The 25,015-nt window shown below is 40.0% G+C and carries 22 protein-coding genes and 1 pseudogene; 9 read left to right on the plus strand and 14 right to left on the minus strand.

Going from position 1 to position 25,015, the window contains the following annotated elements:
• The 6 genes from SKA34_RS18655 to SKA34_RS18680 form a co-directional block, all read right to left on the minus strand.
• Positions 1–3,315, minus strand: a complete 3,315-nt coding sequence (locus tag SKA34_RS18655) for a type I restriction endonuclease subunit R (RefSeq protein WP_006647072.1) — start codon at positions 3,313–3,315, stop codon at positions 1–3.
• An 80-nt stretch (positions 3,316–3,395) separates the two neighbouring features.
• Positions 3,396–4,604, minus strand: coding sequence for a restriction endonuclease subunit S (locus tag SKA34_RS18660; RefSeq protein WP_006647073.1), 1,209 nt, complete (start codon positions 4,602–4,604; stop codon positions 3,396–3,398).
• A complete protein-coding gene (locus tag SKA34_RS18665) occupies positions 4,594–6,126 on the minus strand; it encodes a type I restriction-modification system subunit M (RefSeq protein WP_039860913.1) in 1,533 nt (510 codons plus the stop codon). The genes SKA34_RS18660 and SKA34_RS18665 overlap by 11 nt, the downstream gene beginning before the upstream one ends.
• Positions 6,127–6,145: 19 nt before the next feature.
• Positions 6,146–7,087 carry a nucleotidyl transferase AbiEii/AbiGii toxin family protein gene (locus SKA34_RS18670; RefSeq protein WP_006647075.1) on the minus strand — a complete coding sequence of 314 codons (942 nt, stop codon included), beginning with the start codon at positions 7,085–7,087 and terminating at the stop codon, positions 6,146–6,148.
• 2 nt (positions 7,088–7,089) lie between these two features.
• A complete protein-coding gene (locus tag SKA34_RS18675) occupies positions 7,090–7,494 on the minus strand; it encodes a DUF6088 family protein (protein WP_006647076.1) in 405 nt (134 codons plus the stop codon).
• 189 nt (positions 7,495–7,683) lie between these two features.
• Positions 7,684–8,277, minus strand: coding sequence for a tyrosine-type recombinase/integrase (locus tag SKA34_RS18680; protein WP_006647077.1), 594 nt, complete (start codon positions 8,275–8,277; stop codon positions 7,684–7,686).
• Positions 8,278–8,698: 421 nt separating this feature from the next.
• Between SKA34_RS18680 and SKA34_RS23020 the strand changes: the two are divergent.
• Positions 8,699–8,830 (plus strand): annotated as a pseudogene (locus SKA34_RS23020) (thioredoxin-dependent thiol peroxidase); the annotation flags it as partial.
• Between the two features lie 51 nt (positions 8,831–8,881).
• Here SKA34_RS23020 and SKA34_RS18685 read toward each other — a convergent pair.
• The gene (locus SKA34_RS18685) at positions 8,882–9,967 is read right to left on the minus strand and encodes an AI-2E family transporter (RefSeq protein WP_006647078.1); all 1,086 of its coding nucleotides are present in this window, start codon (positions 9,965–9,967) and stop codon (positions 8,882–8,884) included.
• A gap of 8 nt (positions 9,968–9,975) precedes the next feature.
• Complete coding sequence (locus SKA34_RS18690) at positions 9,976–10,200, minus strand: sulfurtransferase TusA family protein (protein ID WP_006647079.1); 225 nt, start codon at positions 10,198–10,200, stop codon at positions 9,976–9,978.
• A gap of 166 nt (positions 10,201–10,366) precedes the next feature.
• On the opposite strand from SKA34_RS18690, the gene SKA34_RS18695 reads away from it, so the two are divergent.
• From SKA34_RS18695 to SKA34_RS18710, 4 genes are all read left to right on the plus strand, one after another.
• Entirely contained in the window at positions 10,367–11,824 is a 1,458-nt protein-coding gene (locus SKA34_RS18695; protein WP_006647080.1) for a M48 family metalloprotease, read from the plus strand.
• A gap of 84 nt (positions 11,825–11,908) precedes the next feature.
• A complete protein-coding gene (gene arsC, locus SKA34_RS18700) occupies positions 11,909–12,259 on the plus strand; it encodes an arsenate reductase (glutaredoxin) (RefSeq protein ID WP_006647081.1) in 351 nt (116 codons plus the stop codon).
• The gene (gene wrbA, locus SKA34_RS18705; protein ID WP_006647082.1) at positions 12,259–12,834 is read left to right on the plus strand and encodes an NAD(P)H:quinone oxidoreductase; all 576 of its coding nucleotides are present in this window, start codon (positions 12,259–12,261) and stop codon (positions 12,832–12,834) included. The genes arsC and wrbA overlap by 1 nt, the downstream gene beginning before the upstream one ends.
• A 29-nt stretch (positions 12,835–12,863) precedes the next feature.
• The gene (locus tag SKA34_RS18710) at positions 12,864–13,295 is read left to right on the plus strand and encodes a DUF2069 domain-containing protein (protein WP_006647083.1); all 432 of its coding nucleotides are present in this window, start codon (positions 12,864–12,866) and stop codon (positions 13,293–13,295) included.
• Positions 13,296–13,375: 80 nt separating this feature from the next.
• Here the strand turns inward: SKA34_RS18710 and SKA34_RS18715 are convergent, their stop codons facing one another.
• On the minus strand, positions 13,376–14,530 hold the full coding sequence (locus SKA34_RS18715; RefSeq protein ID WP_006647084.1) for a DUF2066 domain-containing protein: 1,155 nt from the start codon (positions 14,528–14,530) through the stop codon (positions 13,376–13,378).
• A gap of 304 nt (positions 14,531–14,834) precedes the next feature.
• Between SKA34_RS18715 and SKA34_RS18720 the strand changes: the two genes are divergently transcribed.
• The gene (locus tag SKA34_RS18720; RefSeq protein ID WP_006647085.1) at positions 14,835–16,088 is read left to right on the plus strand and encodes a uracil-xanthine permease family protein; all 1,254 of its coding nucleotides are present in this window, start codon (positions 14,835–14,837) and stop codon (positions 16,086–16,088) included.
• Between the two features lie 82 nt (positions 16,089–16,170).
• Here SKA34_RS18720 and upp read toward each other — a convergent pair whose 3' ends face one another.
• On the minus strand, positions 16,171–16,797 hold the full coding sequence (gene upp / locus SKA34_RS18725; RefSeq protein ID WP_005363504.1) for a uracil phosphoribosyltransferase: 627 nt from the start codon (positions 16,795–16,797) through the stop codon (positions 16,171–16,173).
• A gap of 192 nt (positions 16,798–16,989) precedes the next feature.
• Here upp and purM point away from each other — a divergent pair, with 192 nt between their 5' ends.
• The 3 genes from purM to SKA34_RS18740 all read left to right on the plus strand — a co-directional run bounded on the left by purM (position 16,990) and on the right by SKA34_RS18740 (position 20,119).
• Positions 16,990–18,030 carry a phosphoribosylformylglycinamidine cyclo-ligase gene (gene purM, locus SKA34_RS18730; protein ID WP_006647086.1) on the plus strand — a complete coding sequence of 347 codons (1,041 nt, stop codon included), beginning with the start codon at positions 16,990–16,992 and terminating at the stop codon, positions 18,028–18,030.
• 138 nt (positions 18,031–18,168) lie between these two features.
• On the plus strand, positions 18,169–18,804 hold the full coding sequence (gene purN, locus SKA34_RS18735; protein WP_006647087.1) for a phosphoribosylglycinamide formyltransferase: 636 nt from the start codon (positions 18,169–18,171) through the stop codon (positions 18,802–18,804).
• A 160-nt stretch (positions 18,805–18,964) separates the two neighbouring features.
• The gene (locus SKA34_RS18740; RefSeq protein WP_006647088.1) at positions 18,965–20,119 is read left to right on the plus strand and encodes a hypothetical protein; all 1,155 of its coding nucleotides are present in this window, start codon (positions 18,965–18,967) and stop codon (positions 20,117–20,119) included.
• Positions 20,120–20,190: 71 nt separating this feature from the next.
• Here SKA34_RS18740 and SKA34_RS18745 read toward each other — a convergent pair whose 3' ends face one another.
• The 4 genes from SKA34_RS18745 to dauA form a co-directional block, all read right to left on the minus strand.
• The gene (locus SKA34_RS18745) at positions 20,191–21,078 is read right to left on the minus strand and encodes a GyrI-like domain-containing protein (protein ID WP_006647089.1); all 888 of its coding nucleotides are present in this window, start codon (positions 21,076–21,078) and stop codon (positions 20,191–20,193) included.
• Between the two features lie 274 nt (positions 21,079–21,352).
• On the minus strand, positions 21,353–22,138 hold the full coding sequence (locus SKA34_RS18750) for a class II glutamine amidotransferase (RefSeq protein WP_006647090.1): 786 nt from the start codon (positions 22,136–22,138) through the stop codon (positions 21,353–21,355).
• A gap of 63 nt (positions 22,139–22,201) precedes the next feature.
• Positions 22,202–22,783 carry a D-sedoheptulose 7-phosphate isomerase gene (lpcA, locus tag SKA34_RS18755; protein WP_006647091.1) on the minus strand — a complete coding sequence of 194 codons (582 nt, stop codon included), beginning with the start codon at positions 22,781–22,783 and terminating at the stop codon, positions 22,202–22,204.
• Positions 22,784–22,882: 99 nt separating this feature from the next.
• Positions 22,883–24,574 (minus strand): C4-dicarboxylic acid transporter DauA, encoded by a 1,692-nt coding sequence (gene dauA / locus SKA34_RS18760; RefSeq protein ID WP_006647092.1) that lies wholly within the window; start codon positions 24,572–24,574, stop codon positions 22,883–22,885.
• Positions 24,575–25,015: the final 441 nt, after the last annotated feature.

Genomic DNA, 25,015 nt, shown 5'->3' on the forward strand with positions numbered 1-25,015 from the left:
TTAATGACCTGACAAGCCAAGGCGGGTGATTTGAATGACATCCGTAATAATGGATTGTGCTTTATCGATACCCACATCGGCGAACAGCAGTGGCAATAGCCCTAAACGGATCTGGTTTTCAATCTCCGATGGGTTAATTGAAAACTCGGCAACCGCTTTACGGACAATGCCATCAATGTCTAACGCATACTGAAAGTATTGCTCCTCGGTTAGAGGTAACGGCTCTCCCCCATTTTCTTTTAGCAACCCATGTTTTAAGAACAGACCAAAGTAGGCTTGAACATGACGTTTGATTTTAGGATCAAGTTCTGCAAAGCGATCGGTCGGCATTCCAGCTACCTCACGATCTTTAACCTGCTGCTCGAAATCTGCAAACAGAAGGTACTGTTTTACAGGGCTGTCAAACATCTCCTTGGTTTTCTCGATGGCTTGCTTTAACAAGTTTGAGAAATACTCTTGCGCATACGGATCGTCTGCCAGATCTTGCTCAATCATCTTGGTTACACGACCTGTGATGACATCCTTTTTGTTATTGGCTTCATCATCGGTCATTTGCTCTGGTTTGGCATCTTTACCCATATTGCCAACCAGATAAGCGCCTTCTGGCTCTTCAATCGACACGCCTGCAATGTGCTTGTCTAACATGGCGCGAATATTTTCCGAATACTCATCGTAGTCCACGGTTTCTTCTGCATCTGCGCGTACTTGTTGACGCAGTTGGCTCATGGATTTCAGCGTGCTCTTGTATAAATCTCGCTTATTGTCGAAACTCTTATCTTCAAAGTAAGTCGCTGATTGAAGAGCTACTTTTAGGCAGTTAGCAAACGCGGTCAGCGCATCATAAAAATCATTACGCAGCTTTAAGTTGGTATCAGTTAGCTGACCATTAATATTTTCAATTTTTGGTGCTAATACCTGACGCAGTGCTTGACCATCTTGCTTGTTCTTCACTCCAGAAAAAATTGCCCACAGGTCATCATACAAACCTGGTAACCTCTTGTACTCAGTATCCATGCGGTTATATAAACCTTTAAGATCATCGATATCAAAGCCACCTTGGGTACGCTCAGCTAAATCTTGGTATTTCTCAATAGTGGTATCCAATTCACGTAAGATGCCACGGTAATCAATCAAATAACCAAATTGCTTTTTCGCATGTAAGCGGTTAACACGCGCAATCGCTTGGATCAGGTTGTGCTGTTTTAACGGTTTATCAATGTATAACACCGTGTTTTTAGGCTCATCAAAGCCTGTTAATAGCTTATCGACCACGATCATAATGTCGGGGCCTTCATCCTTTTCAAATTCTGCAATGATGTGCTTGGTGTAGGCTTTTTCATCGCTCCAGCCTTTTTGTGCGACGTTTTCTTTCCACCAATTTTGTACCAGATCGGTGCTTTCACTATCGACGTTATCGTGTCCCTCACGGGTATCAGGTGGTGACATCGCAACCACTGAAGTGACTTTACCGATTTGATCAAGAAGCTTCTTATAGCGGATCGCTGAGGCTTTAGAATCACACGCCAGTTGTCCTTTTAAACCTTGCTGCTTAAAGTTTTGGAAGTGACCAGAAATATCGTGAGCGATTAGCTCTAATCGCCCTTCGGTTTGATAGATCTGACCTTTTTGCGCAAACTTGCGTTTTAAGTCAGCACGTTGCTTTTCCGATAGCGAATCAGTAATGCGATCAAACCAAGCATCAATGGCTTTGTCGTTGGTGCTCAGATCGGGAATACGTTCTTCATAAAGCAAAGGGGTGACGGTGCCATCTTCGACGGCTTGCTGCATGGTGTAAGAGTGAATGATCTTACCGAACTTGTTCTCGGTTTTATCGTCTTGCAGCAGAGGTGTACCTGTGAAACCGATGTAAGCCGCTTTTGGCAAGGCTTGCTGCATTCGGATGTTGTTCTCACCGTTTTGGCTACGGTGTCCCTCATCCACTAATACGATAATGTCTGGGCTATCGTTGTAGCACTCAGGTAGGTTAATCGCTGTACCAAACTTGTTGATGATTGAGAAGATGATACGTTCATTACCTTTACCGATTTGCTCAGCAAGGCGTTTGCCTGTGGTTGCCATCGCCTCTTTTTTGTCTTTATCTGACAGTGCGCCACCTGATGCAAAGGTGCGAGCAAGTTGGTCTTCTAAATCCACACGGTCGGTCACAACCACAACGCGGCATTTCGCTAACTCTTTTAACCAAATCAGTGCTTTTGACAAAAACACCATCGTAAAAGACTTACCCGAACCTGTGGTATGCCAAATCACACCACCATTACGTGCACCTTTGTCGTCAAAAGAGGTGATGCGTTCCACTAAGGCTTTAATGCCAAACACTTGCTGATAACGCGCAACAATCTTACCCGCTTTTTTATCAAATAGGGTAAATAAACGGGTTAGTTCTAGCAGGCGGTCATGGCGCAGCAGGGATACTAACAAGCGATCTTGATCTGTCACCACCAAATCACCACCTGCAATCAGTGATAGATATTCATCTTTGATCGCTGACGTGCGATGGCTGAAAATCGCATTCAGTTGCGCGTCATTCAGTGGCGTGTTCTTAAGGCGTTCAAAGGTGCTTTCGGTGATTTCTTCTTCTTTCCATTTCGCCCAGAACTTCTCAGGTGTGCCGCACGTACCGTATAAACCATCATGCCCATTGATAGACAATAACAGTTGGCTATAAGCAAAAAGATGAGGGATTTCATCTACTTTTTGGTTGCGGATGTTTTGCGAAATACCTTCGGTGATGGTGGGTTTGCCATTGATGCTGCTATCAGGGCGTTTTGCTTCTATCACTACCCAAGGCAAGCCATTAACGAAACAGACCACGTCAGGAATGCGTTTACCTGTACCACGGGCGTTATCAACTTCCATCTCTTCGGTGAAATGGAATTGGTTGTTTTCAGGTATGTCCCAATCAATGATGTGAATGGTTGGGTTGGCTTTTTTACCATCGACAAACTCAGTGACGCCAATTCCGTAGGTTAACGCATTATAGAGTTTTTCATTGGCGGCTTTTAGCCCTTCATTCATGGCAGGGTTAGCCAGCTCTTGTACGATTTTATCAATCGCGGCTTCTGATAAATGGCGCTCTTTTCCCATGAAAGAATAGGTTTTAAAGCTCAGAACCTTGCGTAAGATTTGCGGCAAGATCACCGTGGTTTTGTTGCCACGCATTGCCATGCATTCACTCGGCGGGATGAATTGGTAGCCAAGGTTAGTAAGCAAAGTTAGTGCAGGGATTTTTGCGCTTTGTTCTTCTTTGAAATTCGGTGCGTGATGTTTAGGTTTACTAGGAGATAATGGTTCCATACTTAGCCTATGACATTGTTCTTATTGTTTATCAGGGCTTGTAAAACAAGCCCTGTATTGGTTGTCAAAAGATGCACTTGTTATGCGACTTCGGTTTGAGCAACCTTCACGCGACGCTTACCCGTTAACAACTGCTGCATTAATGCCTTTTTCTCTTGTTTCAAATGCGCAAGCTTAGCTTCTAACAACTCGATTTCTTTGTCGGCGGCGGTTAGAACTGAGGCGATTTTTTGTTGCTCATTTAATGCAGGCAAAATAAATGGAAAATTGCATAAAGCATCAAACCCAACCGATTCTCTAACAGAACCCTGTGTACTATTTTTTATTCTTTGTTTTGCCTCATGCGAGTCCATCCAATAGCTCAAGTAATCTCTTTGAAGTTTTGAGTCATTTGTACTGAATACAACATACATAGGACTCAGAACTCCCTCACTAAACTGATTCAAACAGGCAAAGGATCCAACGTTTAAACGTGAAGGGTTGTAGCCAAATTGACCTTGTTTCACAATTTTGTAATTGCTGATATTTTCACTCGCTACTCGCTTAGAAAATTGGTCTTCGGGTAAAACAAAACCACTATGATTCGTAACACTTAAAACACGAGTAATTTTGTTATCTTTATTGCGAGATTTTTCTTCGATTAGTAGCGACTTTAAATGTGTACGCTCCCAATTCTCCTCAAATGCTTTACCCGTTTCAGGGTCAACCAAACGCTTTTTACCCGTCAACAACTGTTGCATTAAGGCTTTTTTCTGCTGCTTGCTGGCATCAATCAACTTTTCAGTGGATGCAATACCGCGATCCCATGTAGAAAGGATTTTGGCAATTTTGCGTTGTTCTGGGAGTGGAGGGAGAACAATAGATAACGAATTCAAGTCAGAACGGTTGATCTTAGGCATTCCCGTTCTCATTGACATTGCAATAGCTATACGATTGAAATATGGGCCCAACATGTAATGATAAAGATAATTAATATCTAAATTATCCTCACTCCATATTGGGTACATGTCTGCACTACAAACACCTTTAAAATCTGGTCTACAAACTTTATTTAAATTTGGACGAATTTTTGAATATACAATCGAGTTTTCATCAAATTCATATTTTCCCGAAATTAGCCCTAAAGCAGAACAAGATTTCAGCTTGGTTATTTGACCTGTATTAGAAACAACATTTTCAGGACCAATATGTGTCATTGACGAATAAGGTTCAACTTTAGGATCTACTTGACCATTACCTATCTTGGTAATCTTTCCAAATGTAGTTTTAACCCACCCATTAGGCACCATAACCTAGCTCCTCTAGGTAGCCTGCCATTTCTGCATCTAGATCGGCTAATTCAGTTTTTAGCGCCAAACGCTCACTGCGTACTGCCATCAAATCGATTTCCGCTTCTTCTTCAAACGTATCCACGTAGCGAGGAATGTTCAGGTTGTAGTCGTTCTCGGCAATCTCTTCTAATGTCGCTAGGTAAGCGTACTTATCCACGTTTTTACGGGCTTTGTAGGTATCAACAATCTTTTGAATGTTATCGCTCGTTAATGCGTTCTGGTTTTTGCCCGATTTGAACTCACGCGAGGCATCAATAAACAGTACCTTGTTGTCTGTTTTGTGCTTTTTGAACAACAGAATAGCGGCTGGAATGCCTGTACCAAAGAATAGTTTTTCAGGTAAGCCAATCACGGTATCTAATAGGTTTTCATCAATTAGTTGTTTACGTATTTTACCTTCAGAAGATGCGCGAAATAACACACCATGAGGCACAACCACGCCCATACGACCCGTCTCTGGTTTTAGGGTTTCAATCATGTGCGAGATGAAAGCGTAGTCGCCTTTGGTTTTTGGTGGTATACCACGGCGGAAACGACCAAAGTGATCGCTTTCTGCGTCTTCATGGCCCCACTTATCTAATGAGAATGGTGGGTTTGCGGTTACTACGTCAAAGTGCAGTAAGCCACCGTTGGCATCTTGCAGCTTAGGGTTACGTATGGTGTCGCCCCATTCAATGCGGTGGTTATCTTCGCCATGCAGAAACATGTTCATTTTAGCCAGTGACCACGTTGAGCCAATCGCTTCTTGACCAAACAAGGCGTATTGCTTAGAGCCGCCAAAGTTCTTTTGAATTTGCTTACCACATTTCATCAATAGCGAGCCTGAACCACAAGCTGGATCACAGATCTCATCGCCTTGTTGTGGCTCTAGGATGATAGAAAGCAGATCCGATACCTCTGGCGGGGTATAGAATTCACCTGCCGATTTACCACTGCTTGCCGCAAAGTGTTTGATTAAAAACTCATACGCATTACCGATAACATCTAATGAACCGACACGGCTAGGGCGTAGATTTAGGGTTGGTTTACCAAAGTCTTCTAGTAGGTGACGCAGAATGTCGTTCTTTTGCTTTTCATCACCCAGTTTATCGGTGTTGAAACTAATGTCTTGGAACACGCCTTTTAGCTTGGTGCCGTTTTCTTCTTCAATCGCATGTAAGGCTTGGTCGATACGAGAGCCATTACCTGCTTCAAAACGGTGCTCATACAGATCCCAAAATGTTGAGCCTGTTGGAATTTTGAATGATTGGCTCGCCAGCATGGCTTCAATCATGGCTTGATTGTCACCAAACTGCGCTGTTAGCTCTTCGACTTTGTCTTGGCGCACATCAGAGATGTACTTCAAGAACAGCATAGTAAGCACGAAGTCTTTGTAGATTGATGGGTCGACCGTACCACGGAAGGTGTCACAGGCACTCCATACCGTTTTATTGATTTCGTCTTGGTTGATTAGAGCTATCTCATTAATAGACTGGGGCATTAAGTTATCTCGAATAGTGTTAAATTTTTTCAATTAACGATGCTGCAATGCGTTTAAATGAGGCAAAGCATGTATCAAAATCATGGGGTTGTTGGTTAAAAACCATCGGAGTGACAAAAGCTTCAAAGCGTTGGCGATAAAGTGGATTAGCTTCTAATTCTAATAAGCCACTTTGTAGCTCTTTAGATGGATTATTTACAAATTCATCATGTTGATTACCAAAGCGAGTGATATCTTCTTGTAATACTGCGTTAAATAGCAGTGATAGTGATTCAATATCAATTTGTTGTGTTGCGTCTATGCAGTAAACATCGTAGATATGACGCACTAAGGTTTGATCGTCTTTACGATTTTCATCACGCTTAGCCAGCATGGTACGACGAAGCATTGAAATGATCTTTTCAGCTAAGGTGGCGTGAACAGATACACAAGCAAAGGCTTTAACTTCTTTTTTAGTTCGGTAAAGTTCCGCTACTAAGGATTGTATGCTTCGCTGCTCTGTTTCTTGTAATGGAATGGTTTCCATCAATTCAAGTTTGATAATGGGGCGTAAACAAGGTGCCTGACTAAACTGTTGTGGATATTTTAAGTCATATTCCACATAGCGGTATTCGTCCCATGCTTGTTTGTCTTCAATCGAAAAGGTATTTGATTCTTCAATCGCTTTTTCAAGAGTCTCAAGCAATGATTTACGAACGGTTTTTTTCTTACTTCTGCTTAATGTATGAAAGTCGGCATTAGGGATCAGCTTGATATCGACATCTTCAGACATACGCATGATCTTCACATTGGATTTTGCCAATGCAGTACCGCCAGAAAAGACCAGTTGATGAGAATCTATAGTGAGTTTTTCAAGTTGCGCTAACAGTGCCACAACCCAATAATCTTTTTCAATGATGGCGGGGTTTCCAAGCACTAAAGCATCGGAAACCTCAAGAAACTGCTGTTTCAGTTTATTCATGATTAATTTGGCGAGTGTATGACACGGCTACCCACGACCAGTTTTCGATTAAACTGTTTTGAGTTCCATGAGTAATTAATGGATGAAGGAATTTGAGTACTTTCACCCGATATGTTTTGAAGAGACAGGCTATCTATCTCAAAGTCTACGCCTTTCATCTTAAGGATTTCTCGCATAAGTGCGTCCGTCCCACCTGGATGAGTTGGCATTGGCTTACCCGTTAAACTATTCATTCGTGATTTGGTGTAAAGACCATAGCCGATTTTCATTAATTCGCCTTGGTTTACTAATTGTTTCAAAGCGCGACCGACTTGATCATAACAAGCCACACCTTCAAAGTTTTTACGTTCAAAAACATAACGTCTTGAACGTTTTATCTTTTGATAAATACGATCAGCTGTAGTCATTTGAACCTCCATACTCTGACTTATAGCGAGTATAACTTACAAGCTTAATTTAAGGAATAAATACGACATTACTTAATTCAAAAAAACGACATTTAAAAAACATTAATAATCATTAAGTAACTGTTATTTAATGTATTTGTTTTTTAAATTTAAAGATTTAGGTGTAAAGTAATATCATCACGACATGATTTACGAGTCGATGTTTTCTGATATATTGAGAGCGTCGTCAATTTCTACTCCTAAATATCGAACAGTATTATCTAACTTCACATGACCAAGTAACAACTGTACAGCACGTATGTTTTTAGTTTTTGCGTAGATAAGTGTTGCCTTTGTTCTGCGCATTGAGTGCGTTCCGTAAAGGTAGGGATCATAACCAAGCTGAGAAGCCCATCGCCTAATTATTTTTAAATAACAACTGTAACTCATAGCCTTGCTTTGATTTCTGTCACTAGGAAATACAAAATCAGAAGGAGCTAAATTATTTTGTACAATCCATGTTGCTAAGGATTGTGCAGTTCGAGATGTAATTTCAAATTGTACTTCTCTATCAGTTTTACTTTGCCTATATAAAACACGGTTTTGAATAACACCACCAGATGAAATATCTCTAATTTTCAGCCTGAGTAAATCACAAGAACGTAGTTTGCTGTCTATCGCTAGGTTTAATAGTGCTAATTCCTTAATGTTTTTTTCAATTTCTAAGCGCGTTCGTATGCGCCAAATATCTTCCAGCTTGAAAGGTTTTTTCTGTCCAGTTAGATGACCTAATTTTGTCCACATAATAAAGCCCTTACATTTGAGGTAAACGCTATTTAATTTTAGAAAACATAGATTTTGTTTTGCATATTCATGCAGACTTAGGAAAGAAGCGTTAGAAGATAATAACGCCGATTTTATTATGAATGAGTATTTGCTCTAGCCAATTTTGGGGCAAAAGTTAGTTAGGTCTAAATGAATTAGGTCAGTTATACCAAGCGATTCAGTCCTGAAAATAAATAGGGGGGACGTCATGCAGCTTAAGATTTTTATGACAGATTCCAACTTGAAATATTGGAAAATAGAGTAAAATTGACAAAAAATATGACAATTGCTATTTTTTAAATTGAATAAGAAAAATTATTAACCTAACCCACTATTAAAGAAAGAGTTTTTTAAAATCGTCAATGTTTTTGTCCTATATTATTTCCAAGGGTGATCGCTCATGGGCAAAGAATATGACGGCTTACACCGCATCAGCTTTTTAATTGATGAAAACGGTATGATTGAGCACGTATTTAATAAGTTTAAAACAAAAGATCACCACCAAGTGGTACTTGATTATTTAAATCAATGATCGCTGAGGTTTTAATTAGATATAAAAAAGGCCGTTTTCACGGCCTTTTTACTACACTTTTTCTGACACATCGGAAGATGATAAATTATTATCACTCGCAGGAAGCGCTCCCCACACAGCTTTGACTAATGTCGCTAATGGGATAGCAAAAAATACCCCCCAAAATCCCCATAATCCGCCAAAAACCAACACCGCAACAATAATTGCGACAGGATGTAGATTTACCGCTTCAGAAAATAGAATCGGTACTAATACATTGCCATCTAACATTTGAATAATGCCATATGCCAGTAATAGCCACCAAAAATCTGGCGTCCAGCCCCATTGGAATAATCCGACCATAGCAACAGGAACCGTTACAGCAGCCGCGCCAATGTAAGGTATAAGAACAGAAAGCCCTACTAACACACTTAATAATACGGCATAGCGTAAATCCATAACTTCAAATGTGACATAACTTGCAATGCCAACAATAATAATTTCAGTTACTTTGCCACGAATATAATTAGAGATCTGCTGATTCATTTCGCTGCCAACTTTGCTGGCTAAACGACGATTTTTAGGTAAAACGTTTAATAACGTGCGCAGCATTTCGTCTTTATCTTTAAGTAAAAAGAAAACAAGCAACGGCACTAAGATTAGATATACCCCTATCGTTGCTAAACTGACTAATGATGCCAGTGAGCCTTTTACAACACTTTCGCCCAGCCCTAACACTTTCTCACGTAGTGTATTCATTAAATCAACCACTTGAGCCGGTTGAACAAAATCGGGGTAGCGTTCCGGTAAGCTAGATACATAGATTTGAAGGTCGTTAAACATCTTCGGCACATCAGCACTTAAATTGGTAATTTGATGCCAAATCGTCGGCACTAAACCAAATAAAGCAAGCACCATTAAACTGGCAAAGACCAATAACACGATAGCGACTGAAAGGGTTCTTGGCATCCCTAGCTTATTTAACCTCGCAACTGGCCACTCTAATAAGTAAGCCAAGACAATAGCGACTAATAACGGCGTAATTAAACTGCCCAAAAAGTAAATAGTAAGGAAGCCGCCGAGAAGAATAACAACAAGGCTTACAGCGTGGGGGTCTGAAAATCGACGCTGATACCAGCGGTTTAGCATGTGTAACATGTTGAGCTCTATCCTTTTTTCACCATCATGACCAATTGAGTATTATCATCAACTAATATATCGGTAATATAACCATTATTATGCAAGAAACGAGGGATATCACATCTTGCTCCGCTGTCTGAAATTCGTATTTCTAACCCTTGATTGGGAAGAAGTGTTACGCATGCGCGTTTAGCTAACAATAAAGCCAGCGGACAACGTTGGGCCATTAGATCAAGCGATATAATTTCCATTTCATTTAAGTGACAGATATTTTGTATTACCGTATTGTAACCTCAGCACATATAAGATGCGAGATAGACAAAGGACATGAATCACATTAACGAACCTCTAAAGTATTTCGGTGTCCTAACCTATAGATATTTAAAGATAACTCAACAAGGAGGTTGTATCATTCCCATGTTTCGATTTGCCAAAGCACCGACCTATCTTTTGCTCTCTGCTCTTCTTAGTAGCAGTATTCCAGCTATTGCTAGTGATGATAATCGCTTACCTGAAATGGGAACGACAGCCTCTTCTACGTTAACGATTGATAAAGAGCGTGAATATGGCGATGCATATATGCGAGTTATACGCGCGAGCCAGCCTGTTATCAGCGATCCTTTGCTATCTGATTATGTCCAATCATTAGGGCATAAGCTTGTCGCGAATGCAGAAGGTGTACGGACACCTTTTTATTTCTTCTTAATTCAAAATCACGAAATCAATGCGTTTGCTTTTTTTGGCGGCCATGTTGCGCTTCATTCTGGATTATTTTTGCATGCACAATCAGAAAGTGAACTGGCTTCTGTGCTTGCCCATGAAATCGCCCACGTTACACAACGTCATTTAGCGCGAAAAATGGAAGCTGACGCAAAAAATTCACCACTGACTGTGGCTGCATTGGTTGGTTCTTTACTATTAACCGTAGCAGCACCTGAAGCAGGTATTGCAGCCATTCATGCAACGACAGCTGCAAATATACAAGGACAAATTAATTTTACCCGTAGTAACGAAAAAGAAGCTGATAGTATAGGTATTAAAACACTCGCCAAAGCAGGCTTTGATGCGCATGCCATGCCACGTTTTTTTGAGCGCTTAGCTGAACAATATCGTTACACCTCTAAATTACCGGCAATGCTACTTACTCACCCATTACCAGAATCTCGCGTCACAGATAGTCGTATGCGTGCACGGAATTACCCTACCGTTGTACTTCCACCATCTGAGCGATACTTACTTGCGCGCTCACGTGTTGTCGCACGTAACGCAGGTTTTAGTGAAACATCATCATTAAACTGGCTAAATCGAGAATTAAAAAAGGCAGCGCCAAATCGTCGTAAAGAACTCAATTACGGTAAAGCTTTGGTTTATATCGATAATGCAAAATATCAACAAGCTCACCAATTACTTGATCCATTAATTGCAGGTGAACCCGATAATATGTTCTACATCGATGCTGCAACAGATCTCGATCTCAATCAAAAACAATATGAGCGTGCTATTTCTCGATTAATAAATGCTCAAAAAAATAATCCCGATAGTAGTATATTACGAATAAATTTAGCCAATGCATACTTAGAAGCAGGAAAGTATCAAAAGAGTATCCAAATATTAAATCGCTATACCTATGATCATCCTGACGATATAAATGGTTGGGCATTATTGGCAAAAAGTTATGCAAAACTAGGTAATCGTGCCGCTGAGCTTGCATCATTTGGTGAATTACTTGCCTTGCGAGCACAATGGGATAAAGCTATTAATAATTATATGCAAGCAGCACAGATGGCAAAATTAGGATCAATGGCTCAAGCCCGTTATGACGCACGAATTGATCAACTTCGCTTTCAACGTCAAAAATTCAAAGCATTACAATAACGTATTGATTAATTTATTATAGATTATCAACAATAAATCAATACGAATAAAATACCCAGCAAATACTGTCATTCAGGAGAGGTCATGTCAGTCACTATTTATCATAATCCTCGTTGTTCTAAAAGCCGTGAAACACTGGCGTTATTAGAAGAAAAAGGGATCACACCGACTATCATTAAATATCTAGAACAAACACCAAGTATCGCGGAATTAGAAACGTTATACCGCCAACTGGGCTTGGACTCTGTGCGTAAGATGATGCGTACTAAAGAAGCAGATTATAAAGCTCTTGGACTCGGTAATAATGACGTATCTGATGAGGCACTCTTCATTGCAATGAGTACTCATCCAAAGCTAATCGAACGTCCAATAGTGGTAAAAGGTGAAAAAGCCGCATTGGGTCGTCCACCAGAGCAAGTATTGGATATTTTATAATGCAGAAAATCTTAGTTCTTTATTACAGCCGTCATGGTAATACACGTCAGTTAGCACGACACATTGGTCGCGGTATTGAGCAAGTATCTGGTTGTGAAGCAGTGCTAAGAACGGTTGCTGAAATCGGAACAAATGATCTTCAGCAATCAAACCTTGATCCAATTGTCAGTCATGACGATCTGAAACATTGCATTGGTTTAGCGATGGGAAGCCCTGTTCGGTTTGGTAATATGGCAGCGCCATTAAAACACTTTATTGATAGCACTAGCCAGGAATGGTTATCAGGTACATTAATCGATAAACCAGCCTGTGTATTTACCTCATCCTCCTCCATGCATGGCGGTCAAGAAACAACGTTACAATCGATGATGTTACCGTTATTGCATCACGGCATGCTAATTGTTGGGATCCCTTATTCCGAACCCACTTTGCATACAACGCAACATGGAGGTACACCCTATGGGGCTTCACATCTCAACATTGGTACTAATAAGCAACTCCATAGTGATGAAATTGAACTTGCACAAGCTCTCGGTAAACGGCTCGCACTCACCGCTATGCAACTTCAGCGTTAACTCATATGGCTAACGAAAAGGAACATTCGATGCCTCCAATGCAGACTCAAACACAATACATTTACCGCTTTGCCGTCTGTACGAATTTAGCCCTTATGCTATGGGTTGCGTTATGGCAAATAACCCTCTCTCCCCACCCACACCTTAATAACTGGGCAATGGCTGTTATTTGGATCATTCCTTTACTATTGCCATTACGTGGAATGTTAGCTGCGAAACCTTATACTTACGCATGGTCTAACTTCATTTTAATGTTTTATTTCCTGCATGCTCTAACGCTACTCACTATTGATGAAGGCGAACGCTGGTTAGCTGGCATAGAACTAGTACTCGTAACCATAGCTTTTCTCAGTAACATACTTTTTGCACGCATAAGAGCAAAAGAGCTAGGCATAAAACTCCAGCGCCTATCGCAAGTGGAGCGACAAGAACGCGAACGTTTTGAACCACCTAAAAATTAAACCAATCGCTCATTCTCTAATTATGAGATATTAAAAAGCCCTCATAGTGAGGGCTTAATCATTGCTATCAACACCGGATTCTAGTTATGCCATATATACATATCATCAGGCGCAACATAGTTTTCTGGTTGAATTTGTGGCTGTGATTGCGTCGCTGTCACATCCAACGAATTAGGATCTTGGCTCACATCAGTATTTGGCAGTGTCATTGTGTTAGCATTAGTAACAGTAGAATCATCGGCACTAATGCGACTCTCATGGCTCAATTCGCGCTTAAACTCAGCATCAGATGCTGATAAGTTCGTACGGAAAATAACCTTATCACCTTTAATATTTACCGCATTAGCACTACTTACTGTCGTCATATGATTAAGCATACGTTCAAGCGTGAAAAAGTCTTCTGTTGAATTGACATTCTCCACTTCAATATTAACGCTGCCTGACGCGACACCACCTAATGCGACAGCATATTTCTGCGCTAATGGGTTCGTCACTTGATTCATCATATCGCGGCTAGCTTGTGCCAATGTACCGCTCGCTTTGCCGGTAATAGGTTGAGTATCAGCTGCAATCGTTCTAGGCTGCTGAGCATACAGTTGCCATGTTAATTCAACCTTATCTGCACCTTGTTGACGAGCTTTTACTAATAATAACCCCCCCGCATTATAACGTTGACTTCCGCTAGTGATGGGATCGATAAAACTCCCCCAAAGATCAGATACATGTACTGCTGTAACATCGTTAAAATCACCTACAGGGAAAGTAATGGGTAGACCACGATCATTTGCAGCTTGTTTTGTATCAGCGACGAGTGCATTGGTTGATTGATCCCATAAAATATCTCGGCTATTACCGTTATCATCAACCATCCAAACAAGAATATTAGGACGTTGAGCACTCCAAAAATTCGCTTTAGCTTGTGTTAATAGCTGCTTAATTTGTACCTGATCAAACGTTAAATCTAGCGTCTTCTGTCCATTATCTTGGCCATAACCAAACTGGCTGACGTAATTTGAACTGTTTGCTATCGACTGAGCTACAACACTATTTTGGGTAATATTCGGATTACCTGTCACTTTAACTAATACTTGCTTAAAGCCTTGCTCTCTTGCAGCTTGATCGGGTTTTTGACCATCAGCAGGCATCACTACTTGAGCCTGATATAAATCACTGACAGTAGCAGCTTTAATAGGTAAAGCCAGTAGAGCTAAAAATAACAACGCAAATCGCAACATATCGCACTCGTAATTTACAAAAATAAGTCGTCAAAAAATAAAAAGATAATCAAAAAGACCTAAAGACTCATTGATATTCTGTATAGCTACATAATCTAAAATTAATTAGTTCTACAATATGTACTTTTTCCTGAACCAAAACAATACAACAAGCAAGAAACAAACCATTTGCTGAAAATATTCTCTAGTGAGAAATATTAGCATTTAAAAAATTAGCATTATTTTTCTCTTAGTCTTCCTAGTTAATCGTTTGCTTTGTGTGATAGGATTGCGCGATTTTTTTTATGACAAGGTGATTTTGAATATGATGCAGGTATTACAAGGTGCCCAAATGTTATTCGTTGCATTTGGCGCACTCGTTCTAGTCCCATTACTTACGGGGCTTGATCCTAGCGTAGCCCTCTTCGGCGCAGGTATAGGAACCCTCCTTTTTCAACTTGTCACAAAACGTTCTGTTCCTATCTTCCTCGCATCATCTTTTGCTTTTATCGCCCCTATTATGTATGGCATTCAAACGTGGGGAATCGCAAGTACTATGGGCGGCCTAATGATGGCTGGTATTGTCTACGTCATTATGGGAGTTATCATCAAAATACGAGGCGTTGGCTTTATTCACAAATTGCTTCCTCCCGTTGTCGTCGGCCCTGTTATTATGGTGATCGGCTTAGGTTTAGCGCCAGCAGCCGTCAATATGGCAGTAGGTAAAACGGGGGATGGTGGCGTACAGTTGATTGCTCACGATACCGCACTATGGATTTCAGCCATTTCGTTAATCGTCACGATTGGCTTAAGTGTCTTTGCTAAGGGTATATTAAAGCTTGTTCCTATCGTCGGGGGGATCACTGCAGGCTATATTACAAGTATTGCCTTTGGTGTGGTTGACTTTTCGCCTGTTCATAATGCAAGTTGGTTAGCACTTCCTAACTTCACCTTTCCTGAATTTAATATTAACGCAGTACTCTTTATGATCCCTGTTGCTATCGCGCCAGCGGTAGAGCACGTAGGTGATATGCTGGCAATCTCAAACGTGACAGGAAAAGATTACCTAAAAAAGCCAGGCTTACACCGCACTATGGCGGGTGATGGTATCGCCACGATTGCTGCATCCCTTGTTGGCGCTCCACCAAATACGACTTATTCAGAAGTCACGGGGGCGGTAATGTTAACGAAAGCCTTTAATCCTGTGATCATGACATGGGCTGCGATAACAGCATTAGTATTAGCGTTTGTCGGTAAATTAGGCGCCGTATTACAAACGATTCCAGCACCAGTGATGGGCGGTATTATGATTTTACTATTTGGCTCTATCGCAACTGTTGGCTTAAATACGTTGATCAAAAATCAAGTCGATTTACATAAAGCGCGTAACTTAGTGATTGTCGCTGTAACATTGGTTTTTGGTATTGGTGGCATGGCTTTTGGTATTGGTGAATTTAGCCTACAAGGCGTGAGCTTATGCGGTATTGTTGCGATTTTACTCAACCTGATTTTACCCAAAGACTTGGGCGAGAATAATGTGGTAGACAATGCTCAAATCGAAGATACAGAGCACTTATAATTGCTTATCTTAACGTTTAGCACTTTTCAGAAATAAAAAACCGGACGTAATGTCCGGTTTTATTTTTTATCTTGTTTACTAATTACTTAGTACCGAAGATTTTATCACCTGCATCGCCTAAACCAGGAACGATGTAGCCTTTATCGTTTAGCTTCTCATCAATTGCAGCGGTATATAGCTCAACATCAGGGTGTGCTTTCTCTAGTGCAGCAATACCTTCTGGTGCCGCAACTAACACTAGCACTTTAAATTGCGTACAACCGTGCTCTTTTAATAGATCTAGTGTTGCAATCATAGAACCACCCGTTGCTAGCATAGGGTCAACAACAAGCGCAATACGCTCGTCGATATTCGATGCTAACTTGTTGAAGTATGGAACTGGCTCAAGTGTTTCTTCATCACGGTAGATACCAACAACGCTGATACGTGCACTTGGCATATGCTCAAGCACACCATCCATCATACCTAAACCTGCACGAAGAATTGGCACAACCGTTACTTTTTTACCTTTGAGCTGGTCAATTTCTACTGGACCATTCCAACCTTCAATCGTAACTTTTTCTGTCTCGAAGTCTGAAGTCGCTTCATATGTCAGTAGACTACCAACTTCAGTTGCTAACTCACGGAAACGCTTAGTGCTGATGTCACCTTCGCGCATAAGACCAATCTTATGTTTAACCAGTGGGTGTTTTACCTCAACAACTTTCATCTCTGACTCCTGAGCAAATAAAAAATAAAATCGCATCATTATATACTAAGCCAAACGATTGCAGATAGTAGTAAACGTTTAACTGTTTACTTAACACCCAGCTAAAAAAATTGACGCAAACGTTTTCCTTTAGGCGGTGACTGCTGTTATCATGTATTCGCTTTTTTACTTTAATACGTTGAGGGATCATCTGTGAGCGACAAAAACTCTTCTCTTAGTTACAAAGATGCTGGTGTTGATATCGATGCTGGTAATGCATTAGTAGACCGTATTAAAGGGGTGGTAAAACGTACTCATCGCCCAGAAGTTATGGGGGGAATTGGTGGTTTTGGTGCACTTTGTTCACTACCAACCAAATATAAAGAGCCAGTTTTAGTTTCAGGCACGGATGGTGTAGGAACTAAACTTCGCTTGGCTATGGATTTAAATCAACACGATTCAATCGGTATCGATCTGGTTGCTATGTGTGTTAACGATCTTATTGTTCAAGGTGCTGAACCTCTGTTCTTCCTTGATTACTATGCTACCGGTAAGTTAGATATTGATACAGCAGCAAGTGTTGTAACAGGTATTGGCGAAGGCTGTATCCAATCAGGTTGTGCTCTAATTGGTGGTGAAACTGCTGAAATGCCGGGCATGTACCACGGTGAAGATTACGATGTGGCAGGCTTCTGCGTTGGTGTTGTTGAAAAAGCAGATATCATCGATGGCTCAAAAGTGACTGCTGGTGATGCACTTATCGCTGTAGGTTCAAGCGGTCCACACTCAAACGGTTACTCATTAGTACGTAAAATCATTGAAGTATCCAATGCTGATTTGAGTGAAGAATTAGAAGGTAAAACACTTTCTGAACACCTATTAACACCAACCAAAATTTACGTTAAATCAACGCTAAAAATGATGGAGAGCTGTGACGTACATGCTATTTCACACATTACAGGCGGTGGTTTCTGGGAAAATATCCCACGTGTCCTTCCTACTGGCACAAAAGCGGTTGTAAATGGTGCGAGCTGGCAATGGCCTGCAATCTTCAACTGGCTACAAACTGCAGGTAATGTAGAAACTTACGAAATGTACCGTACGTTTAACTGTGGTGTTGGCCTGGTGATTGCCCTTCCACAAGACCAAGCACAACAAGCCATTGATATCCTAAATGCTGAAGGCGAAAACGCATGGCTACTAGGTGAAATTGCGAACGCTGCTGATAACGAAGAGCAAGTTGAGATCAAATAACTCTCAACAGTGCTAACTAGTAAAAAGAATGAGGACGCTATGTCCTCATTCTGCTATCTATACTTCAATAACCTTTAAAAATGTACTAGTTTAGCCATGATACATCTCCAGCTTACAACACAATAGTAGTCCCAGATTATGAAAAATATCGTTGTTCTCATTTCAGGTAGCGGAAGCAACCTACAAGCCATTTTTGAAGCCCAAATACCAAACGCAAAAGTTGTTGCCGTTTTTTCTAATAAAAAAGAAGCTTACGGTTTAGAGCGTGCGAAACAATTTGGCGCTGCTGATCATTTTATTAATCCAAAGTCATTTGAATCTCGTGAAGCTTTCGATAATGAATTAATGAAACAAATAGATGAATACCAACCTGATATTATTGTGCTCGCGGGCTATATGCGTATTCTGAGTAAAGAATTTGTTCTTCATTACATGGGCAAAATGGTAAATATTCACCCTTCTCTACTGCCTAAATATCCGGGCCTACGCACCCACCAGCGTGCTATTGATGCATCAGATAAAGAGCACGGAACCAGTGTTCACTTTGTCACAGAAGAATTAGATGGCGGACCTGTAGTACTGCAAGCTAAAGTTCCCGTTTTTGAGGATGATAATGCCGATACTCTCGCTTCACGCGTGCTAACACAAGAACACGGCATTTATCCAATTGTTGTAAAATGGTTAGCCGATGAACGCTTAACCATGAAAAATCGAAAAGCATATTTAGATGGTTTAGAACTTGGTGCTCATGGCTACGCCGCCGAAGATAGTTAAATAGAAACACAATATTAATACCAAACTTGCTGAAGTATACTGAGTATGCTTCAGTATTTTTTTTAAATTCACATCAAATATCTAAATAGCAATATCGGTCAGGTAATTATTACGATTTGGTTTTATAATTTTCTCACAATAAAACCAAGAGTATAAATATATGCCAATCAGTCCACTTCTAAAGTCAGAAATCAACACAGGTCGCCACGATGGTATCGTTGCAACAATTTCAAGGTTTAATGGAACCCCTCCTCTAGATAAATTAAAGGATAGATTTAAAGAAATTTTAAATGCAAACCCTTGGATTGGAGCGAAACTAATAAGCAATAATGATGATGAAATTGCATGTCAAATACCAGAAATAGTTAATGATAGTTCCCCATTTTTAGAGTTTTTTGATATAAAAGATTTGTTGAATGAAAACGCAAACATTAATAATCTTATTGAAATAATCGATAATAGCCAAGACAAAGAGGTAATTAATAAACTTTACCCATTACCAACAAAAGAATGTATTAACATTGATACTCCATTAATAAAGTTTAGTCTCATTGAAGATAAAAAAGAAAAAGAATTTGCGATTATCTATTCAATGAATCATATTATTGGTGATGGAACAAGCTATTATCAGCTATTAAGTTTATTAAGCTTTGATGAAGAAATTAAACCTTTTAACTTTGAGAGGAAATTACAATTTTCCAGAATCGAAGGAGAGGTTAATAATTTAACTTCCATAGAAAAAAAGACGTTTGCGAAAAAGATAAACTTAGAATTAATTCATAAATTAAAAGATGAAACTAACGAAAACTTGCACGGTGAATGGGTGTCTACCCATGATATTATCAGTTCATTATTTTTTAATTCAGTAAAGCCAGATCTAGCCATATTTCCAGTAAATGCGAGACCTCATATCAATTACCTTGATGAGACGGATGTTGGAAATTATATCAAGCCAATAATTATCAGTAGTGAAAGTACCCTGACGGCTCAAGATATACGTCATGCAATCAATAAATTTAGACGAACACCTGAAGATAATGATTCTTGTATAACTATTTTAAATCAGCCGAAAGCCCAACCTAGTAAAGCAGTACTGACAAGTTGGGTACAAAATTATAAACAACTTTCATTGGGTTCTGAATGCTCTTACGTCGCTCATTACCCTGTGAAACCTAGTTACTTACATGGTGATTCGATAGATGGTTTAGATCATATTGCTGTTTTATTCTGCTTAAATGCATCAACTTGGCTATTAGCAGGAATGACATCAAACTTAACCTGGCTTAAAGGTAATATTCTATTCGATAACGAATAGCCTTATTTTGTCTTTCTTTATGATTGTTATACTCATTTTGGTATTAACTTTATACTAACCCTATAAGCTATTTAAGGATTAATTTTCCTGCATACCGGTATACAGACTTTTGTAATTAATTCCGTTTCAGGAACGAAAAGCGGAGAGTTAATATGCTCAAAAAGGATGGGAGCTGGTAATGGCTCCCATTGTGTTTCTGGTAACCATTCGGTAAGAACATTAGTGATGGCATGAACAAAACCATAAACTTCTCTTTGTCCAACATAAGTAACAACAGCAAAATATCCTCTTGAAATGGTTCCTGAAAATATACCAAGATCATTAGGCAAGACTTTACAGTTAATTGAAATGGCAATATCACATCGATAATCAGATCCCGCGCTCTCTAAGGGGTTTGCATATGGAATAGTAATAAACGGTATCGATTTAACACTTGTTTCACTATAGAAATTATTTTCTACCAACCATGAAACTAATATATCAAAAGTTTTCATGCCTTCCAGATATTCCCCTTTGTGAGTAATCATTACACATTCCCTACTCGGGTATTCCTCTATTTTAATTTCATACTTCTTTTCTCTCACGGGTACTCGAATATTAAACCTATGCCCCCAACTTGACCATTGAGGGCTCTTTCTAAACTCTGTTGGCGTTTGATCAAATAGCCTAACAAATGCGCGAGTAAATGCTTCAGGACTTTCAAATCCAGCTAAAAGTGCAATATCTATTATTTTTAGCTCTTTAAAGTAAACTAATTCGAAAGAAGCACGACGTAGTCGAGAAAGTAATATATAACGATGTGGACTAACACCAACCATAGATTTAAATACACGCTGAAAATGATACTTTGAGAGTCTTACAACATCACTTAGCTCTTGCAATGAATATTTTTCATTAGGTTCACTGTCAATTAAATAACAAACCAAACTCAGTCTCTCTTCAATATCATTCTTTTTCATAGCAAACCTAAAATATCTAACAATAAAACTATTACATATTTTATCACAAAAATTCGTTTATATTTTTAATAAAAAACTTACTCAGCGTTAAAAAATAAAACCTACTATTCAATAAATATATTTAACCCGCCATAAAATAAAAAGTTAGGAGCATGACTATGGCTTATTTGTTGTATTTTCCTTTGAAGATAATGTTAACAATAAAAAAGGCGATCATTTGATCGCCCTTTCTTTTGTCAGCCAAATTGTTATAACCGTTCGATCTTACAGCGACTTATTCAGCCGCCAGTTGATTAAATACTGGCTCACCAAAATGGAACGCAATAAACTCACCTATTGCCATTTTGTGCCAACTTTCATCATTAGTTAACGGTTGAGTTGCAATGACCGTCACCACATCCTTAGGTGTCGTTTCTTGTTGAAAATCAATTGTGACATCTTCATCAATCAATGAGGCTTGGCCAAATGGTGCTCGACGCGTGATCCAATGCAAATTATTGGTACAATAGGTAAGTACGTACTCACCATTGCTTAATAGCATATTGTAAACGCCAAGCTGACGTAACTGCTCACAACACTCAGCAAAGTAGCTAAATACTGGATTTAAATCGTCCGGCAATTCTGTAAACTTCGATTCAAGTTGATTGAGCAACCAACAGAAAGCAATTTCACTGTCGGTATCACCTACCGCTTTATGTCTACCAGTTTCCAAACTCTCATAACCCGTTAACTGACCGTTATGAGCAAACGTCCAATAATTTCCCCAAAGCTCACGGGTAAATGGATGGGTGTTTTCTAAGTTAACTCCACCACGGTTAGCTTGGCGAATATGGCTCACTACTGCCCGGCTTTTTATTGGATATTGTTGTACTAATTCAGCAATACGAGACTGACAGCTTGGATTAGGATCTTTAAAGGTTCGAAACCCCTTGCCTTCATAAAACGTAATACCCCAACCGTCACGATGAGGGCCTGTATTACCCCCTCGCTGCATTAATCCAGTGAAACTAAAGCAAATATCTGTTGGCACATTTGCGCTCATGCCTAGCAATTCACACATATTCCTTTATGCCCTTTTATTATTAATTAACGATACTTATCAATAGCCAGAATGACCTAAGGCTTATTCTGCTGCCATTTCCTTTTCCACTAGCATAATTAAAATATGAATAATCTTAATATGAATTTCTTGAATGCGATCCGCATAACCGAAGTGAGGAACACGAATTTCAACATCCGCTAAGCCAGCCATCTGACCGCCATCTTTACCGGTTAAGGCAATTGTCTTCATACCTTTGGCTTTTGCAGCTTCAATCGCTTTTAAAATATTGCCTGAATTACCAGAAGTAGATAGACCAAACAATACATCACCTTTAGCGCCAACAGCTTCTAAATAGCGCGAAAATACGTATTCATAGCCGAAGTCATTACTTACACATGATAAGTGGCTTGGATCAGAAATCGCGATACCAGGATAACCAGGACGGTTTTCGCGGTAACGACCCGTTAGCTCTTCAGCAAAGTGCATTGCATCACAATGTGAACCACCATTACCACAAGACAGTACTTTACCGCCTTGCTTAAAGGAATCAGCCAATAGCTTTGCTGCCGCTTCAATATCAGCAAGGTTTTTATCATCACTTAAAAAGCGATTTAGCACATCAGCTGCGTCTGTTAGTTCAGCGCGGATCAGATCCTGATACATAAACGATTCTCTCTATTATTCTTTAGATACAAATCAAGCGGGTAAATACCCGCCTGATGTTTTAAATACACCGTTATTCGCAGTTTACATACAAATAACTTACAGTGTCGACTCCTGATCAGAATCATTGTGAGAATTAATCAGTAAAACTTGCTGTAAATGACTAATAGAGTGGGCTAAATGCACATTCTCTGCCTCAAATATTCCAGCATGGTAGAGTTTACGTTCAACATGCGGCTGAGCACCCAATAAATAAACAGGTAACTCAGACAGGCGTTCTAACGCCATATCAAAGGCATGAATAGCAGTAATATCAATCGTTGAGACATCACTAAAATCAAGAACAACAGCGCGGGTTTCTATCGTTGCATGTTCAATAACAGAAAATGCTTTCTCACTCGCGGCAAAAAATAATGGGCCATTAATATCATAGACCACTACATCATGACCCAAATAGAGGTGAGGATGCTCATCATGAGTGATCGTGACTGTTGTTAATGTCGCAATACGCTGAATAAATAATACACCTGCAAGTAATAACCCCACAATAACGGCTACAACCATGTCAAACGCAACGGTTAAGATAAAGCACGTCATCAAGACGGCAACATCACGACGTGGTGCGACCTTTAATGTATGCACAAAGTGAGGCGCTTCAGACATATTCCATGCCACCATAATTAATAAGCCAGCCAATGCACTCATTGGAACGAACGAGAGCACTGGTGCTAATACCATCATCGCAGCTAAAACAAAAAGCGCATGGGTCATACCAGATATCGGTGAAAACGCACCAGATCGAATATTGGTTGCCGTACGCGCAATCGCAGCCGTTGCTGGAATACCACCAAAGAACGGCACTACCATATTAGCGATCCCTTGACCAACAAGTTCGGCATTAGGGTTATGTTTTTTACTTGTCATACCATCAGCTACAACCGCGCATAACAGCGATTCAATACAACCTAGCATCGCGATAGTTAATGCTGAAGGCATTAATTCAATTACGGTTGCCCAATTAAATGTATTGGACTTCCACAGCGCAATAAACTGCGGCGCTTCTTGTGGAATACCATGACCCACGAGGCTACCAATGGTGTAGCTAAATTTCTCACCCAACAAAGTCACATGCTCAGGACCAACTTTATTTACTGCTAAGGCTAAAACCGTCCCTACCAGTAACGAGACTAAATGGGGTGGAATGCGCGTTTTTAATTTAGCCCAGCCAATAAAGACAAAAATAGTGACCACGCCGACAATCGCATCAGCATAATTCGCAGTAGGTAAAGCATGGGCATAAGACATCACTTTTTCAGGAAAATGGATTGGGCTACCTTGAATATGTAGACCTAATAAATCTTTAAGCTGCAAAAAAGCAATAACAAAACCAACCCCCGCAGTAAAGCCGGTGGTAACTGGGTATGGCACATATGCCACCAGCTGCCCTAAGCGAAAAATGCCCATCAATAATAGGATAATGCCTGACATCATGGTCGCCAGCATCAACCCTGATAAGCCGTATTTTTGGGTGATTGGTAAAAGGATGACTACAAAGGCCGCCGTTGGACCTGTGATATTAAACCTTGAACCACCTAATAACGCCGCTAAAAACCCCGCCACAATGACGGTATACAATCCATGTTGTGGTGGTACACCGACAGCAATTGATAATGCCATCCCCAATGGGATAGCCACAATACCAACAGTAATACCCGATACAATATCGGCACGAAGTTTAGAGAAGGAATAACCATCCTTCCACGCCTGTGATAAAGCATGAAATAACAACACAACAAGACCTCTTGTACTTTGCGTACATTTGATAAACAGGAATTAATGTCAACCCGATGTAGGGGGTCCGGCGGGCATGTGTCAGTCGGAATCGGGAAAGGCAACAAAGGGAAATACAATCCAGCATAGATGGTTAAAAATCAACCACCTCAAATAACGTGAACAGTATCACAACACGGCGTATGTTAACGCTCTGCTAAAAATCTGCAAGTAAAAAAAATAGTCACAATGATCTCGATCAATCCCTTTAATAACCTGACTTAAGCCCATTTTATACACGTAACAGTTTACTTTCGAACCGAAAAACTATTTTACATTTTGTTAAAAAACACATTACAATAATTAAAAAGTGGTAAGACCTCTTACCTTGCTAATAATTACCCTATAATTAACAATAAAATGTGTAGCAATGTACTGAACTCTCCATCATGAAGTCAGGTG

Origin of the sequence: Photobacterium sp. SKA34 (assembly GCF_000153325.1) — a bacterium.
Classification (GTDB): Bacteria; Pseudomonadota; Gammaproteobacteria; order Enterobacterales; family Vibrionaceae; genus Photobacterium.